The organism is Xenorhabdus beddingii (genome assembly GCF_002127545.1).
Classification (GTDB): Bacteria; Pseudomonadota; Gammaproteobacteria; order Enterobacterales; family Enterobacteriaceae; genus Xenorhabdus; species Xenorhabdus beddingii.
Map to the genome: position 1 here is coordinate 55026 of NZ_MUBK01000025.1, position 15877 is coordinate 70902.

General features: G+C 43.2%; 17 protein-coding genes. 8 read left to right on the plus strand and 9 right to left on the minus strand.

Translation table 11 applies throughout. From position 1 onward, the window contains the following. The first annotated feature begins 123 nt into the window (after nt 1–123). The 3 genes from purM to Xbed_RS14350 all read left to right on the plus strand — a co-directional run bounded on the left by purM (nt 124) and on the right by Xbed_RS14350 (nt 3505). Nucleotides 124–1167, plus strand: a complete 1044-nt coding sequence (gene purM, locus Xbed_RS14340; protein WP_086113590.1) for a phosphoribosylformylglycinamidine cyclo-ligase — start codon at nt 124–126, stop codon at nt 1165–1167. A 186-nt stretch (nt 1168–1353) separates the two neighbouring features. Beyond that, complete coding sequence (purN, locus tag Xbed_RS14345; protein ID WP_086113591.1) at nt 1354–1992, plus strand: phosphoribosylglycinamide formyltransferase; 639 nt, start codon at nt 1354–1356, stop codon at nt 1990–1992. 268 nt (nt 1993–2260) lie between these two features. Further along, complete coding sequence (locus tag Xbed_RS14350) at nt 2261–3505, plus strand: aromatic amino acid transport family protein (RefSeq protein WP_086113592.1); 1245 nt, start codon at nt 2261–2263, stop codon at nt 3503–3505. Here the strand turns inward: Xbed_RS14350 and Xbed_RS14355 are convergent. Together Xbed_RS14355 and pepE are read right to left on the minus strand one after the other, a co-directional pair. Continuing rightward, nucleotides 3484–4491 carry a DUF1177 domain-containing protein gene (locus Xbed_RS14355; protein WP_086113593.1) on the minus strand — a complete coding sequence of 336 codons (1008 nt, stop codon included), beginning with the start codon at nt 4489–4491 and terminating at the stop codon, nt 3484–3486. The two genes, Xbed_RS14350 and Xbed_RS14355, sit on opposite strands and share 22 nt — an antisense overlap. Before the next feature lie 2 nt (nt 4492–4493). Further along, nucleotides 4494–5216 carry a dipeptidase PepE gene (gene pepE / locus Xbed_RS14360; RefSeq protein ID WP_086113594.1) on the minus strand — a complete coding sequence of 241 codons (723 nt, stop codon included), beginning with the start codon at nt 5214–5216 and terminating at the stop codon, nt 4494–4496. 371 nt (nt 5217–5587) lie between these two features. Between pepE and speG the strand changes: the two genes are divergently transcribed. The 5 genes from speG (at nt 5588) to mgtE (ending at nt 11601) form a co-directional block, all read left to right on the plus strand. After that, nucleotides 5588–6151, plus strand: coding sequence for a spermidine N1-acetyltransferase (gene speG / locus Xbed_RS14365; RefSeq protein WP_086113595.1), 564 nt, complete (start codon nt 5588–5590; stop codon nt 6149–6151). Nucleotides 6152–6199: 48 nt separating this feature from the next. Then, on the plus strand, nt 6200–8269 hold the full coding sequence (ppk1, locus tag Xbed_RS14370) for a polyphosphate kinase 1 (RefSeq protein WP_086113596.1): 2070 nt from the start codon (nt 6200–6202) through the stop codon (nt 8267–8269). Between the two features lie 3 nt (nt 8270–8272). Beyond that, on the plus strand, nt 8273–9805 hold the full coding sequence (gene ppx, locus Xbed_RS14375; protein ID WP_086113597.1) for an exopolyphosphatase: 1533 nt from the start codon (nt 8273–8275) through the stop codon (nt 9803–9805). Nucleotides 9806–9844: 39 nt separating this feature from the next. Next, a complete protein-coding gene (locus tag Xbed_RS14380) occupies nt 9845–9985 on the plus strand; it encodes a DUF2633 family protein (protein WP_244182501.1) in 141 nt (46 codons plus the stop codon). A 152-nt stretch (nt 9986–10137) separates the two neighbouring features. Further along, entirely contained in the window at nt 10138–11601 is a 1464-nt protein-coding gene (mgtE, locus tag Xbed_RS14385; protein ID WP_086113599.1) for a magnesium transporter, read from the plus strand. Between the two features lie 78 nt (nt 11602–11679). Here the strand turns inward: mgtE and Xbed_RS14390 are convergent, their stop codons facing one another. The 7 genes from Xbed_RS14390 to Xbed_RS14420 form a co-directional block, all read right to left on the minus strand. After that, nucleotides 11680–12159: an Hcp family type VI secretion system effector gene (locus Xbed_RS14390; protein ID WP_086113600.1), complete on the minus strand. Its 480-nt coding sequence runs from the start codon at nt 12157–12159 to the stop codon at nt 11680–11682. A 190-nt stretch (nt 12160–12349) separates the two neighbouring features. Further along, the gene (locus Xbed_RS14395; protein ID WP_086113601.1) at nt 12350–12637 is read right to left on the minus strand and encodes a hypothetical protein; all 288 of its coding nucleotides are present in this window, start codon (nt 12635–12637) and stop codon (nt 12350–12352) included. Between the two features lie 76 nt (nt 12638–12713). Continuing rightward, the gene (locus Xbed_RS14400) at nt 12714–13109 is read right to left on the minus strand and encodes a DUF1240 domain-containing protein (RefSeq protein WP_086113602.1); all 396 of its coding nucleotides are present in this window, start codon (nt 13107–13109) and stop codon (nt 12714–12716) included. Nucleotides 13110–13135: 26 nt separating this feature from the next. Further along, nucleotides 13136–13531 (minus strand): DUF1240 domain-containing protein, encoded by a 396-nt coding sequence (locus Xbed_RS14405; protein ID WP_086113609.1) that lies wholly within the window; start codon nt 13529–13531, stop codon nt 13136–13138. Between the two features lie 32 nt (nt 13532–13563). After that, a complete protein-coding gene (locus Xbed_RS14410) occupies nt 13564–13959 on the minus strand; it encodes a DUF1240 domain-containing protein (RefSeq protein ID WP_086113603.1) in 396 nt (131 codons plus the stop codon). Between the two features lie 26 nt (nt 13960–13985). Continuing rightward, nucleotides 13986–14381 (minus strand): DUF1240 domain-containing protein, encoded by a 396-nt coding sequence (locus tag Xbed_RS14415; RefSeq protein WP_167371925.1) that lies wholly within the window; start codon nt 14379–14381, stop codon nt 13986–13988. Beyond that, nucleotides 14378–15304 (minus strand): hypothetical protein, encoded by a 927-nt coding sequence (locus Xbed_RS14420; RefSeq protein ID WP_086113605.1) that lies wholly within the window; start codon nt 15302–15304, stop codon nt 14378–14380. Before Xbed_RS14420 ends, Xbed_RS14415 begins: the two co-directional genes overlap by 4 nt. Nucleotides 15305–15877 lie beyond the last annotated feature (573 nt).

Below are 15877 nucleotides of genomic sequence, written 5' to 3' on the forward strand. Positions count from 1 at the left end.
TTTCATTTGACAGAGATCTTGTACAAAGCTATCGCAAACGTTTGCTTAGACTGTTAGAATTGTCGCCGTTCTGTTTTATTCTGTTCTATACATAAAAAAGTGCAACCGCCTGGGAGCTACGCAGTGACCAACAAAACCTCTCTTAGCTATAAAGATGCTGGTGTCGATATTGATGCTGGCAATACCTTAGTCAACCGTATCAAAGGTGTCGTAAAACAGACCCGTCGCCCAGAAGTGATGGGTGGATTGGGTGGTTTCGGTGCGTTATGTGCCCTGCCACAGAAATATCGTGAACCTGTATTGGTTTCCGGTACCGATGGTGTCGGCACCAAACTGCGTCTGGCCATGGATCTGAAACGCCATGATACCATCGGAATTGATTTGGTCGCCATGTGTGTCAATGACCTGGTTGTTCAGGGAGCCGAGCCACTTTTCTTCCTTGATTACTATGCCACGGGCAAATTGGATGTTGATACTGCCGCCAGTGTCATCACGGGTATAGCCGAAGGCTGCAAACAAGCAGGCTGTGCGCTGGTCGGTGGCGAAACCGCCGAGATGCCGGGCATGTATCACGGTGAAGATTATGATGTCGCCGGTTTTTGCGTCGGCGTCGTTGAAAAATCAGCAATTATTGATGGCAGTCAGGTTCAGGTTGGTGATGCACTGGTGGCGCTGGCATCAAGTGGGCCACACTCCAATGGTTATTCCCTGATCCGCAAAATCCTCGAAGTCAGCCAGACAAACCCTGAAGCCACTGAGCTTGAAGGAAAATCCATCGCGGATCATCTGCTTGTACCCACTCAAATTTACGTCAAATCCGTTCTTGAACTGATTGAAAAAGTTGATGTTCATGCCATTGCCCATCTGACGGGGGGGGGATTCTGGGAGAATATTCCTCGTGTCCTGCCAGAAAATATGCAAGCCAAGATCGATGCTGACAGTTGGCAATGGCCGGCCATTTTTACCTGGTTACAGCAGGCCGGTAATGTCAGCGACCATGAAATGTACCGCACGTTTAACTGCGGAGTCGGGATGGTGATCGCCCTGCCCCAGTCTCAGGCAGAAAAGGCCATTTCATTTCTGAAAGCATCAGGTGAAAACGCATGGCAAATAGGCACTATTTCCGAACTTAACGCTGATGAGCAACCTGTTGTTATAACAAAATAAGTTATAACAAAATAAGTTATAAAAAATACGTGATAACAAAATAAGTGATAACAAAATAAGTGATAACAAAATAGGTTATCAAAAAATCAATATTGCTCCCAATAAATTGCAGGTTGCCGCCAATAAAACGGCACCCTGCAAGATCAAGGGCATATCAGTCAATGAATGCTTCAGCGAAGAAAAACCATGAAAAAAATTGTCGTTTTAGTTTCCGGCAATGGCAGTAATCTTCAATCCATCATAGATTCCTGCCAGCAAAACCGGATTAATGGGTGTCTTTCTGCCGTTTTCAGCAATAATGCTGATGCCTATGGCCTGATACGGGCTGAACAAGCGAACATTCCCACTCATTTTGTCAATCCGAAAATATATGCGGATCGCACAAGTTATGATCATGCCCTGCTCAAGGCGATCGATCAATACCAGCCAGATTTGGTTGTTTTGGCCGGTTACATGCGGATCTTATCACCTGATTTTGTACAGCACTATCATGGGCGCCTGCTCAATATTCATCCTTCTCTGTTACCCAAATATCCCGGCCTGCACACTCACCAGAAAGCCCTGGCAAATGGTGATCAGGAACACGGGACTTCTATCCATTTTGTTACCGAAGAGCTGGATGGTGGACCGGTCATTCTACAAGCTAAAGTGCCTATTTTTGCAGGGGATAATGAAGAAGATATTATCGGGCGGGTCCAAACCCAGGAGCATAATATTTATCCTCTGGTCATTGGCTGGTTTCTGGATGGCCGTTTAACCATGAAAGGGAATGCCGCAGTCATGGATGGCAAGGTCTTACCACCACAAGGTTACGCTTCAGAATAATCAACTTTAAAGCACGCTGATTCCCAGTCAAAAATATACCATCAGGTCGCTTTTCCCTGCGTAATGACACCACCTATCATCCCCTAAAGCATAAGCTGACCATGCTGTTTACAAGCAGCATGGTCAGCTTGGTCTATAATTGCTGCATAACTGATCATCTTCAATTGGACGGAAGGTAAATATCGGTCGTCTTTCGATGTAAGCTGTTAACCACCGTGGAATCGACCTATCCCAGTGGTCGTTGCCGTCGTGCGATAAAGGGGAATGCATGTCTTCTGATAATACCCGTATTTCTTCGGCAATTGCCACCGAAAAGCGGACACCTGTACCCGGCAAGTCACTGAGTTTCCTCGAAGGAGTGGCGATGATAGTCGGTACTAACATCGGTGCCGGTGTGCTATCCATCGCCTACGCTTCAAAAAAAGCCGGTTTTTTTCCGCTGCTGTTCTGGCTAGTGCTCGTGGGTGTGCTGACCACCATCACCATGCTGTACGTCGCCGAATCCACCCTGCGCACCCGCGCCCATCTGCAACTCAGCGGGCTGGCGAAACGCTACGTCGGCGGCGCGGGTGCCTGGCTGATTTTCGTTTCGGTGTGCATCAACAGTGTTGGTGCCCTGACCGCTTACATGACCGGCAGCGGCAAGCTGTTGCAATCACTGTTGGGTATCTCGCCGACAATGGGTAGCCTGCTGTTCTTCGTGCCGGCGGCGGGAGTCCTGTATCTCGGGCTGAAGGCAATTGGTCGGGGTGAAAAGTTTATTAGCATTGGCATGGTGGTGATGCTGTTGGCACTGGTGGCGGCGACCCTGCTAAAAGACAGCGCCCAGATGCGCCACCTGCTGGATGGCGACTACCGCTTTATGGTACCCGTGTTTAATGTGGTGGTGTTTTGTTTCTCGGCGCAATACATCGTGCCGGAAATGGCGCGCGGCTTTGCCTATAAGCCGGAACAGCTACCGAAGGCGATTATCGTTGGCATGGTAGTAACCTTCGTGCTACTGGCGGCGGTGCCGATGTCTGTGATCCTGCTCAGTGGACCGGACAACATCTCCGACGTGGCGACCATTTCCTGGGGTCAGGCGCTAGGACAGTGGGCGTTTTTTTCCACCAACATATTTGCACTGTGTGCAATGTTAACCTCTTATTGGGGGCTGGGCGGTAGCTTTCTGACCAATATTTTCGACAAATTCCTGTTGGGCAACGACGAGCAGCTATTGCGCCGTTTCGGCGTACTGTTACTGGTAGTGGTGCCGCCGTTCGTACTGGCTTACAGTGGCCTGGTGTCGTTTGTTAACGCATTATATTTCGCCGGCGTATTCAGTGGCGTGATTTTGTCGATCATGCCAATACTGATCTTACGCGGTGCGCGTAAATACAGCGATCAGACTCCGCTCTGGCAGTGCCGCCAGATCACACATCCACTGCTACAGATAAGCATCGTGTTGCTGTATCTGGCCAGCGCGGTGTATGCCATCGCTTCATTGCTAGGCTATCTGCCCTCTGGATGGTGATCGCTTTTGTCAGAACTCGGATTGTCTTTACGCACTTCGTTCGAACCCTGAATTTGCGCAAGAGAACCGTACATCTTTTGAAGGGAATCAAACTCCTCTTTCTGATAAAACTGAATTTTCTTCCAACAAAATTGCTTAACCACTTCAACAGTAAATCGCGTTGCATCAATCAATTCACTTTCATAGCCAGCACCTGTTTCACAGCCCGGCACAATTGCCTGCGCTGTAATCGCAAGACCCACTACAGGAGCATCGGTTGCCACATGGGGTTGCATGATCGAGTTAAAGTGATAAACGCCGTTATCGTAAGGTGAAATATCTTGTGTTGAGATTGGGAAAGTTTTGGCTAGCTCACCCGTGGCGTATTCCATTAAACGCACTAAATCCGGGGCTACACGTAAAATATAACCTTGTTTAGCGGTTGGCGAAATGGCGATACCGCGATGTTTAATAATGCTATTTCCTTTTGAAGTATCAATAGACAAAATGGCATCCATCTCACTATCAACTTCATATTTATTCATGGTCATTGAGGAAACAGGCATCCCCATAAAATCAACCGGGCTGTGTGGTGTAATCGATACATGGGTAGCAATGTGTGTGGTAATAATCACATCCCCTTTGAGCCGATTGCCTTTAGTCGCCATCTCTAATAGTTTCATTGCACTGGCAAGTGCAACAATGGAACCATCGGCATCAGAAACTAACCCTATGCGGTTCGGCTGGGCTTGTTGAGCGCCGAGTCGGCCAATAATTCCCATCGTTGGGTAGCTTCCGCCTTGTTGTTTACCGTCAGTGCCAGGAATAATCACTTTGATAAAATCACATAGCTGGCTTGTGTCTTCAGGTGCTTCGTAATTTACGGAAGTCAGGATCACCTGAGCATGAGGGGCGTCGAATGAATTTAATAGCTCAACGACTTTCTGCCCGTTCACATTAGGATCATCCATCAGATCATAGACCTGACTAATATATTTCATCGACATCATTAGGCTCCTTTAATCATATTGAGTGCGAAACGTTGATTGGCAGCGATTTCATCTCGTTGATTTGGAGCTTTAAACCATAAACCACTTTTTTCACCCAAAATGGTGCCAAATTCATCTTCGATAAATAGCGCAGATCCTTCATATAAAGCGAGTAATTCTTCTGTCGGATTCATCGTTAAAAATTCATTAAGGCGCTCTTCCCGGCTCTCACCATTGTGACCAGCAGGTTTGCCGGGAATAAAATGCGGGTTAATTTGAAAGGGGGCGATGCTGAGCGCTTTAAATGACGGTGGCTGCACAATCGGCATATCGTTGGTTGTACGCAAACTCGGTGTCGCTACATTACTGCCCGCGCTCCAGCCCATATAGGCTAATTCATTTTGTTTCACGCGTTGTGAAATCACATCAACTAATTGCGCATCATAGAGGCGTTTTAGTAGTGCGAAGGTATTACCACCACCGACCGCGATCGCATCAGCCTGTTTTACCGCCGCAACCGGGTCACTAACATGATGAATTGATTTGAGTTGATAGCCCAGCGATTTAAAAACAGGTCGAACAATGTCTTCAAAATCATCAAAACTAAACGCCACTGCTGCATAAGGAATAAACAACACCGTTTGTTGTTGCTGCTTTAATAAACGATGAATTTGGTCATGGGCATGTTCTAGATAACCTAAATTCCCCATACGGGAACTACTCATCAATAATGCCTGTGTCATTTTATATGCTCCTCAATAGTGTCTTGAATACCTTGGATCACGCGGTCAATGTCAGATTCTTGCTTAAGATGTGGCAAAACAAGTTCATTAATCTGGCAATAATTATGCTTCTTGTAATAATTACTTATTCGAACATAGTTACGCCGATTTGTACCCGATAGATTTCACGTTGCAATACCGTGGTTATTTAATAACAATGACCATTTAAGAACTATGATCACTTAAGAACTATGATCACTTAAGAACTATGGTCATTTAAGAACTATGGTCATTTAAGAACTATGGTCATTTAAGAACTATGGTCATTTGAGAGATAAAGGGCGCAGAATGAGTTCAATGCATACAATCCATGAAAAGCACTGAGGTATCCAATGTCCAGTGGGCCAGAAAATCCATCTGTCAGTTTACGTCCCCTTGAACGGGAAGATCTTCCTTTTGTTCACCAAATTGATAATAATGCCAGTGTGATGCGCTATTGGTTCGAAGAACCTTATGAAGCCTTTGTTGAACTCTGCGATCTCTATAATAAACATATTCATGACCAGAGTGAGCGCCGGTTTATCATCGAAAGCATGAACTCCAAAGTTGGGTTAGTGGAATTAGTCGAAATCGATTACGTCCACCGCCGCGCAGAGTTCCAAATTATCATTGCTCCGGCCTATCAAGGGCAAGGCTATGCCAGCGTCGCCGCCAAACTTGCGATGGAATACGCATTTGCCGTCTTGAATCTTTACAAACTGTACTTAATTGTTGATAAAGAGAATTCAAAAGCCATACATATCTACAATAAGTTAGGGTTCTACACCGAAGGGGAACTCATCGATGAATTTTTTGTGAATGGTTCTTATCATACGGCCATCAGGATGTGTACTTTCCAACACCACTATTTTGCTAATAAAGCCCGTGCAGCCCAAGCCGATACTCCGGCCCACTAAACGCTGACCATGACCATTAGATTAAATGGAAAACCAAATGGAGTAGTCATGTCCCACGATCGTCTTTATACCGAAAAAGAACTAAGCTGGCTCTCTTTCAACGAACGTGTACTTCAAGAAGCGGCTGACAAAAGCAATCCGCTGATTGAAAGAATGAGGTTTTTAGGGATCTACTCCAATAACCTGGATGAGTTTTATAAAGTGCGTTTTGCTGACGTAAAACGGAGAATTCTGATCAGTGAAGAACGGGGATCAGCCACCAGCGCCCGCCACTTATTGAAAAAGATTGAGGCCAAAGTTGCCAAAATCGATCAAGAGTTCGATGAACTCTATAACGAGCTGCTACTGGAAATGGCCCGCAACCAGATTTTTTTGATCAATGAACGGCAGATATCCCCGAATCAACAAATCTGGTTACGGCAGTATTTCCGGCAACATTTGCGCCCGCATATTACGCCGATTGTCATCAACCCAGAAACCAATTTGGTTGAATTTTTGAAAGACGACTATACCTATCTGGCCGTTGAAATTATCCGGGGGCAGGAAACGCAATATGCCCTGCTGGAAATTCCATCAGATAAAGTGCCTCGTTTCGTCAATCTGCCGCCGGAAATGCCACGCAGACGCAAGTCAATGATTTTGCTTGATAATATTCTGCGTTATACGCTGGATGAAATTTTCAAGGGGTTCTTCGATTACAATACCCTGAATGTCTATTCCATGAAAATGACCCGTGATTCCGAATATGATCTGGCAACAGAAATGGAATCCAGCCTGCTGGAATTGATGTCTTCCACGCTTAAACAAAGGCTGACCGCAGAGCCTGTGCGATTTGTCTACCAGCGTGATATGCCTGATGAAATGGTGGAACTGCTGCGCAGTAAACTGGGGCTTTCCAATGATGACTCGGTGATCGCCGGTGGTCGTTATCATAATTTTAAAGATTTCATCAAGTTTCCCAACGAAGGAAACCGCCATTTACTGAACAAGCCCATATCACGGCTGCGCCATGCCTGGTTCGACCATTTCCGCAACGGGTTCGATGCTATTCGTGAAAAAGATGTCCTGCTCTATTATCCTTATCATACGTTCGAACATGTGCTGGAGTTACTGCGTCAGGCTTCTTTCGATCCCAGCGTGATCTCGATCAAAATTAACATCTACCGTGTCGCAAAAGACTCACGCATTATTGACTCCATGATCCATGCCGCCCACAACGGCAAAAAAGTGACCGTTGTGGTGGAGTTACAGGCACGTTTTGATGAAGAAGCCAACATTCATTGGGCGAAACGCCTGACTGAAGCGGGCGTGCATGTTATTTTTTCCGCCCCTGGCCTGAAAATTCACGCCAAGCTATTTATCATTTCGCGCCTTGAAGGGAATGAGATTATCCGTTATGCCCATATTGGCACCGGGAATTTCAATGAGAAAACAGCGCGTTCCTATACCGATTATTCCCTGTTGACCGCAAAACCCGAAGTCACCAATGAAGTTCGCCGGGTATTTAACTTTATTGAAAATCCTTATCGTCCGGTCACATTTGATAATTTAATGGTATCGCCACAAAATTCACGGGCCATGCTCAACCAGTTAATTGGTCAAGAAATCGAAAATGCCAAAGCGGGTGAAGCGGCGGGTATTACTCTGAAAATCAATAATCTTGTGGATAAAGAGCTGGTGGATCGCCTGTATGATGCCTCAGAAGCGGGGGTTAAAGTCCGCATTTTGGTGCGTGGCATGTGTTCCTTGGTTCCCAACCAGTCCGGTTTCAGTGAAAACATTCAGGTCACCAGCATTGTAGATCGGTTTCTGGAACATGATCGCGTTTATGTTTTCACCAACAAAGGCGATGAAAAAGTTTTTCTCTCATCAGCCGACTGGATGACCCGCAATATCGATTATCGCATTGAAGTTGCCGTTTGCCTGCTTGATCCCATGTTAAAACAACAGGTTATGGACATACTGGAATTGCAGTTCAATGATACCGTCAAGGCACGTTATATTGATAAGGAATTGAGCAATCGCTATGTTCCGCGAGGAAATAAGCGTAAAATCCGTGCGCAACTTGCTGTGTATGATTATCTGAAAAACCTTGAACAACCGGAACCAAGAGCCTGATCTATGCCGTTGAAACACGACACCCCCATGCCTAAACCCCAGGAAATTGCCACCATTGATCTGGGTTCCAACAGCTTTCATATGATAATAGCTCGCATTGTTAACGGGGCATTACAGGTTATTGGGCGTTTAAAGAAGCGGGTTTATCTTGCCGATGGTTTAAACAGCAAAAATGAATTAAGTGAAGAAGCCATCGGCCGTGGCCTGACGTGCCTTTCCCTGTTTGCCGAACGATTGCAGGGTTTTTCGGCAGACAATGTCTGTTTAGTGGGAACCCACAGTTTACGCGAAGCCACCAACGCCCAGGCGTTTTTACAGCGGGCAAAAGAAATTATTCCCTATCCGATTGAGATCATTTCTGGCTATGAAGAAGCGCGCCTGATTTTTATGGGCGTTGAACATACCCAACCAGAAAAGGGCCGGAAATTAGTGATTGATATTGGTGGCGGCTCCACAGAATTGGTTATTGGTGAAGACTTCGAACCGCTATTGATTGAAAGCCGTCGCATGGGCTGCGTCAGTTTTGCCCGTCAATTCTTTCCTGACGGCGTCATCAATGAGCATAATTTCCGCAAAGCCCGGCTTCAGGCGGCACAGAAACTGGAAAATCTGGTCTGGCAATTCCGTACAAAAGGCTGGGATTTTGCCCTGGGTGCATCGGGCACCATCAAGGCCATCCACGAACTCTTGGTGGGACTGGGCGAGAAAGATGGTCTGATTACCCCCGAACGCCTCAATATGTTGGTCAAACGCACCCTGAAATACAAAAATTTCAAGGCACTGGATCTGCCGGGAATCTCCGATGATCGCAAACAAACTTTTGTGCCCGGCCTTTCGATTTTGTGTGGCATTTTTGATGCCTTGAATATTCAGGAATTACGCCTGTCTCAAGGCGCGCTCAGGGAAGGCGTACTTTACGAGATGGAAGATCGTTTCCGTCATCAGGATATTCGCCAGAGAACCGCCAAAAGCCTTGCTGATCACTATAATATCGACCGTGAACAGGCCGACCGGGTCTGGAGTACCGCTAAAAACCTTTATGACCAATGGGCAAGGCAAAATCCCAAACGGATACAGCCACAACTGGAACCCATTCTGCTATGGGCTGCTATGCTGCACGAAGTCGGTTTAAGCATCAATCTGAGTGGGCTGCAACGGCATTCTGCTTATATCCTGCAACATACCGACCTGCCGGGGTTTAACCAAGAACAGCAATCGTTACTGGCAACGCTGGTGCGTTATCATCGCAAAGCGATTAAAGTCCATGAACATCCCCGCTTCTATCTGTTCAAGAAAAAGCAGTATCTCCCTATGCTGAAGATATTGCGACTGGCGACCTTATTGAATAACCAGCGCCAGTCCACGACCACACCGGATACGCTAAGGCTGGAGACTGAACAGGGCCATTGGACTCTCTACCTGCCAAAAAATTATTTGACACAAAATGCCCTCGTGCAGCTCGATCTGGAGAAAGAGCAAGATTACTGGAGTGATGTGACAGGCTGGAATTTACACATTAAAGAGGAATCGACTTAACGATATCACGTTATGAAGAAGAAAAAGAAAACGGTTCAAATGACAAAATTGATATTGCTTATCAGCTTTCTGATTTTATTTGGGCGCTTTATCTATTCATTCGTTGCCGCATTGGATTACCACCAGCAAACCCAACAGAAATCGGTGCAATCATCTGATAATCCCCAAAGCCGTCATTAAATTAGCCTGTGACGGCTCCCTCTATCGGAGGTAGCACAAAAGCTCAAGAGGTTACAACATTTTTCACTAAGGGCAATGCCCCAGATTATGTTATGGTTATATTATTGTAATCATCTTGTTTTTTGCCCTATTTTCTGCTTCAAAGGTGCACCATGTTACAACCGGCCTTTACACCTGATAATACCACTGTAGCCAACCAGTATTCCCAAAGACTGGCACATGCCCGCCAACACCTGCTTTCATTGTTCATTAACGATAAGCTCTTTGTCGATAAATTATTGGGCCAGGCTGATGAATGTTCAGCGATAAGCGATGAACAGTTATTGGAGAAAATAGAGGAAGTCAGTGCCCTGCTGACAGATCTGCATGCTGCTGATATTGCGGATATTTTGGAAGCCTTACCCTATGATGAACGCCTGGCGTTATGGCGCTTGATCGACAATAATCAGCGGGGTGAGGTTCTGGTTGAAGCCTCGATTCCAATCTGGGACAACTTGATCAAAGACATGTCTGACGTCAAACTACTGCGCACTATCGGTACGCTGCATGTGGATGAGCAGGCTTATATCGTGGAACATTTGCCACGGGAAACCACGCGACGCCTGCTGACTTATTTGGAACCGAAGCAACGCAACCGTATCCGCGAAGTCTTGCAATACCATAAAGACAGCATCGGTCAGATGATGGATTTTGAATTCGTGACGGTACGGGGAAACGTTACACTCAGTACCGTTCAACGCTTTTTACGTTCCAGAGGTTCAATCCCCGAAACAACGGATAAAATCTTCGTTATTGATCGCAAAAATCGCCTTCAGGGAGAGCTTTTTCTCACCACTTTACTGATCAATGCACCAGACAGGTTGGTTTCCGAAGTGATGAATACGGATACCGTGACTTTCTCACCAGAACAAAAAGGGGAAGATGCCGCCAGTGCATTTGAACGTTACGACTTGATTTCTGCCGCCGTCGTGGACAATAACGGGCGTTTGATGGGTCGCCTGACGGTTGAGGATATCGTTGACACTTTAAATGAAGAAACCGATAACAATATCCGGCGCATGGGGGGATTGAGCCGTGAAGAAGACGTCTTCGCCCCTGTCGGGCAAGCCGTCAAAACCCGCTGGACATGGCTCGCCATCAATTTATGCACCGCTTTTGTCGCTTCACGTGTGATCGGCCTGTTTGAACATACCATTTCCCAGCTCGTTGCCCTTGCGACCTTAATGCCCATCGTGGCGGGCATTGGTGGCAATACCGGCAACCAAACCATCACGATGATCGTCCGGGCGCTGGCACTCCACCAAATCCAAACAGGCAGCTTTTCTTACCTGCTATTGAGGGAGCTTGGAGTTGCGGTGATCAACGGCATTATCTGGGGTGGGATAATGGGTGCCGTCACTTACTTACTCTACAGCGACCTGGCTATGGGTGCCGTCATGACAATGGCGATGATACTGAACCTGTTGATGGCGGCTCTGATGGGGGTGTTGATCCCGTTTATTATGATGAAATTCGGGAAAGATCCTGCGATTGGTTCCAGCGTCATGATTACTGCCATTACCGATACGGGGGGATTTTTTATCTTCTTAGGATTAGCAACCCTGTTTTTAGTTTGACGCCGTTTTTTATTTGATATTGCCTTTAATTTGATTTTGTTTTAAAACGCCGATAAATGCATCGGCGTTTTTTCAACCTTAGTAGACTCTCTCATCCCAGACACTATATCCAGACGTTCCTGCCATATGATGGCGGCAAATAATGTCTTTATATTTGATGGAAACGACTTCTTCCGGTTGCGCTTCCGCATGCGTGAGGCTGTGCGGATAGTTAGGTGACAAATCAATAATGGTCGCACCACGACATTCAATCGAATAACATTTTTCCTGTGCTCCCAATTGCGCCGTGCGATAAAAATCAAAGTTCAGATTCAGGGTTTCATTATTTGAAATTGCCATCAACAAGAGTGGTGATGATTTATCTTGCGGTTTTACAAATACAATTGGACTATGGTTAACATTTTGTTCTCTGTGAATGGAGTGATGTAGCTGCAATATAAATATTTCATTCTCATGGCCGGCCTGGTATTTATTACCAATAGACTCAACAGAAGAACAACCTTGTGAGATCAACCCCTGCTTGTCTCCCTTCAAGGTTAAATAGATCATATTTGCCATAATAACTTCCTGTTTTGGTTAAGGTTCATTAATTGCGATAAAGCAGTGCTAATATATCGCTAAATGCCGCCGTTTGGGTAGAAAAAAATGTGATGTAACTCTTCCTATGTAATAGGTGATAAATAGTAAACCTCTCCCTCTTCATGCATTTACACGTTTTCATATAAAAGTCAATAAGATATTGATTTGATTAAATAGCATAATCATCTATTATTTCTATTTTTTTAGTATCATTTTGGTATTTCTCCTTAAGTTTTTTCTGTAACTCTTTTGCTTTCATACAATATTGATCAAGAGCATCTTCTACTTCTTTCTGTCGTTCTTCAGGTAGTTCATTATCCCATTCACCTGCAAAATGCTGACAGTCTTCTGCATTATCTATATACTCTTGTAAATCTTTTGGAGTATTATTTTCTGATGCCCGGGTGTATCCACATAAAAAGAAGAATATAATGCATGTCATGGTTAATTTTTTCATATTATCTACCATCGCTAGACCAATGGGGTCTGTCTTTTACGCCACCGTGAAATTTTATCACTCCGTAACCAATTTTTTAATTACAAAGGGTTATATCTTTGACATAAGTTGTCGGTGACATCCAGGAAATCTTATCACACACGTAATAACCGTCACTTCTTAACTTATAATTAACATAAAAAGAGATAGGGAAACTCACGATAAAGGATGCAATCATCAGCATACTCAAGTACTTGACAATGACCTCATTGAATTTAGGCAACCTATCAAAGATAAAGAAAAAAATAGAGCCTACTATAGAATAAAATAATAGCGGAGAAGACATCACGCCCATGATAACCGCACCGGAAAATGTTATTTCCTCTTTCATGAATATTAATGAAAAAAAAGAATCAATCACTAAATACATCATAAATGTCATTATTAGTAATAGTATTAACCCGCCTAGGGCTTTAAAATATTTATTCTTCATCTTCTCCTCACTTACCACAAAAACTTTTAATTACAAAGTCTTAAATCTTTGACATAAGTCGTCGGTGACATCCAGGAAATCTTATCACACACGAGATAACCGTCACTTCTTAACTTATAATTAACATAAAAGGAGATCGGGAAACTCACGATAAAGGATGCAATCATCAGCATAGTTAAGTACTTGACAATAACCTCATTGAATTTAGGTAACCGATCAAATAGCAAGAAAAAAATAGAGCCTGATAAAGAATATAACAATAGAGGAGAAGACATAAACCCGATGACAACACCACTAGAAAATGTTATCTCATCTTTCATGAATATTAATGAAAGAAAATAATGACTAACTAAAAAAACAATAGGTGTAAATATAATTAATAATATTACCCCAGCCAGGGCTTTTAAATATTTACTCTTCATCTTCTCCTCCTCCTCCATTACCACAAAAACCTTTAATTACAAAGCATTAAATCTTTTACATAAGTTGTCGGTGACCGCCATGAAATCTTATCACACACGAAATAACCGTCACTTTTTAACTTATAATCAACATAAAAAGAGATAGGAAAACTCACTATAAATGATGCAATCATCAACATGGTCAGGCATTTAACAATCAATTTATTAAATTTAGAAATCTTACCAAATAGTAATAAAAAAACAGAGCCTAATATAGAGTAAAATATTATAGGGAAAGACATCAAAGCGATGACCATAGCTCCGGAGAAGGTTATTTCATCTTTCATTAGTACTAATGAAATAACACACTTAATAATTAGATGTATAATAAATGTAATGACTAACAATACGATTATCCCACCTAATGATTTTAAATATTTACTCTTCATCCTCTCCTCACTTACCACAAAAACTTTTAATTACAAAGTTTTAAATCTTTAACATAAGTTGTCGGTGACCGCCATGAAATCTTATCACACACGAAATAGCCGTCACTTTTTAACTTATAATCAACATAAAAAGAGATAGGGAAACTCACGATAAATGATGCAATCATCAACATGGTCAAGTACTTAACAATCAGTTGGTTAAATTTAGGCAGCCGATCAAAGATAAAGAAAAAAATAGATCCTGCTATAGCATAAAATATTAATGGAAATGAAATAAAATACATGAAAACAGCACCAGAAAACATGATTTCATCTTTCATTAAAATCAATGAAAAAACACAAACGCTCACCAAGTACATTATAGATATGACTAATAGTAACAATAGTGCTCCGCATGCAATTTTTACATATTTATGATTCACCTAATCCTACCTAAGCTGTTAAATACATGTTGTAAATTTCCTTCTGGTGACCTTGATTTTCTTTTCATTGCTTCTTTTAACAGTGCTATTAATTTTTCGCTTATTCCATATTCTTTATCAATCATATCTAAACCAATAGCAACTGCGATTCCAATAGCTAAAACTATTCCAGCAGCAACAATAATACTACCAGCCGCTAAAAAAGTAGTAGCTGTTAAAAGTGAACCCACAGCCCAAGATGCAGCAGCAACAATGGCTGTTTTAGCCATATCCATTGTTATATTGCCGATAAAATCGGCTAAAGTGTATTCATCCTTAAAAATACCTTCTATCACTCGGTATCCTATAGAAAAAATAATACAGAATCTGACACCTTTAACAATATTTGAATTAAGACCTTGCTGCCCTATTCCCATCGCCAGCATTTGAGGGTGGCTGGCACCGTATCGAGTTCCTTTGACAAGGCGTCTAAGACCGGCATGCCCTGAGATATGAATATATTTATTCCCATTTTCCCCCACATGTGTTGTCGCCTTGATATCTAATTTTTTAAACTCGCGGAAAACTTTATGGAATCCATGTGAATCGTAGATATTTCCAGCATAGGTAGAAACAGGGTCTGTAACAGAAAACACATGCGACATAAGGCTTTTTTGCTTGTTTTCTTCCTCAACACCTCTTGCCAGTGCTTCTCCATCACTTGGATTTTGTGGACGACTAGGATTGATATCTTCAATAATACTTTGGGCTTGCGCTAATGTGAGAACAAAGTGATATTGGGTATTATCGCTTAATACTTTTTCCAATCCTATGGCATCAAAAAATTCATGTTGAGGTGTCAACTGGTTAATGCCGACTTTTCCCCTTAAGTAATCCCCCAGATAACCATCCCAAGTGGGATTGTAATCTTTACGTCGTGTCATTTAAGTTCTCCATACTATTCCATAATTGCAAATATCATCAGAGTGCTAATCAAAAACCAACTTGCTTATACCTGATGATTTCCCTAAAAATCTTCTTGAAACCATCAACTGTATACACTATACATAACTTTCCGAACACCTTGTTATATCTGATTTTGTGACAGTCAACACGGTATTTATTCATTATACATCTTGATTTCTCCTAATAAGTGAAATTTATAAAAAAACGGTCAGTAGCTATGGTCGGAAAATCAGGGCTAGATTCTCAATTACTCTATAAAAGATTATAAAAGATACTTTATGTATAAATTAAAAGAATATTGGAACAGTTTACCACCCACAGCTAAACAACGTTGGTCAAGTGTTGGGGCGCTATTTACCGGAACAGTAATAGGAAAATTTGGCACGGTTTGTATACATACCTTTGGCATTTTAACCATTAGTGCAATCTGCATTAACATCGCATTCAGTTGGGCTGGATTAACACAATAAGTGCAATGTGCGCCCCGTATAGGCTTCGATGGGGGTTAGCCCATTTAAAACCTTTCTTGGTGTCATATTTAATCTTAATTC

Excerpts from the sequence above, each read along its gene's own strand:
- Xbed_RS14405 (WP_086113609.1), bottom strand. The coding sequence starts at position 13,531 with ATGAAGAGTAAATATTTAAAAGCCCTGGCTGGGGTAATATTATTAATT.
- Xbed_RS14420 (WP_086113605.1), bottom strand. The coding sequence starts at position 15,304 with ATGACACGACGTAAAGATTACAATCCCACTTGGGATGGTTATCTGGGG.
- Xbed_RS14400 (WP_086113602.1), bottom strand. The coding sequence starts at position 13,109 with ATGAAGAATAAATATTTTAAAGCCCTAGGCGGGTTAATACTATTACTA.
- ppk1 (WP_086113596.1), top strand. The coding sequence starts at position 6,200 with ATGTCCCACGATCGTCTTTATACCGAAAAAGAACTAAGCTGGCTCTCT.
- Xbed_RS14390 (WP_086113600.1), bottom strand. The coding sequence starts at position 12,159 with ATGGCAAATATGATCTATTTAACCTTGAAGGGAGACAAGCAGGGGTTG.
- purN (WP_086113591.1), top strand. The coding sequence starts at position 1,354 with ATGAAAAAAATTGTCGTTTTAGTTTCCGGCAATGGCAGTAATCTTCAA.
- Xbed_RS14395 (WP_086113601.1), bottom strand. The coding sequence starts at position 12,637 with ATGAAAAAATTAACCATGACATGCATTATATTCTTCTTTTTATGTGGA.
- Xbed_RS14350 (WP_086113592.1), top strand. The coding sequence starts at position 2,261 with ATGTCTTCTGATAATACCCGTATTTCTTCGGCAATTGCCACCGAAAAG.
- speG (WP_086113595.1), top strand. The coding sequence starts at position 5,588 with ATGTCCAGTGGGCCAGAAAATCCATCTGTCAGTTTACGTCCCCTTGAA.
- Xbed_RS14380 (WP_244182501.1), top strand. The coding sequence starts at position 9,845 with ATGACAAAATTGATATTGCTTATCAGCTTTCTGATTTTATTTGGGCGC.
- pepE (WP_086113594.1), bottom strand. The coding sequence starts at position 5,216 with ATGACACAGGCATTATTGATGAGTAGTTCCCGTATGGGGAATTTAGGT.
- mgtE (WP_086113599.1), top strand. The coding sequence starts at position 10,138 with ATGTTACAACCGGCCTTTACACCTGATAATACCACTGTAGCCAACCAG.
- Xbed_RS14355 (WP_086113593.1), bottom strand. The coding sequence starts at position 4,491 with ATGTCGATGAAATATATTAGTCAGGTCTATGATCTGATGGATGATCCT.
- Xbed_RS14410 (WP_086113603.1), bottom strand. The coding sequence starts at position 13,959 with ATGAAGAGTAAATATTTAAAATCATTAGGTGGGATAATCGTATTGTTA.
- ppx (WP_086113597.1), top strand. The coding sequence starts at position 8,273 with ATGCCGTTGAAACACGACACCCCCATGCCTAAACCCCAGGAAATTGCC.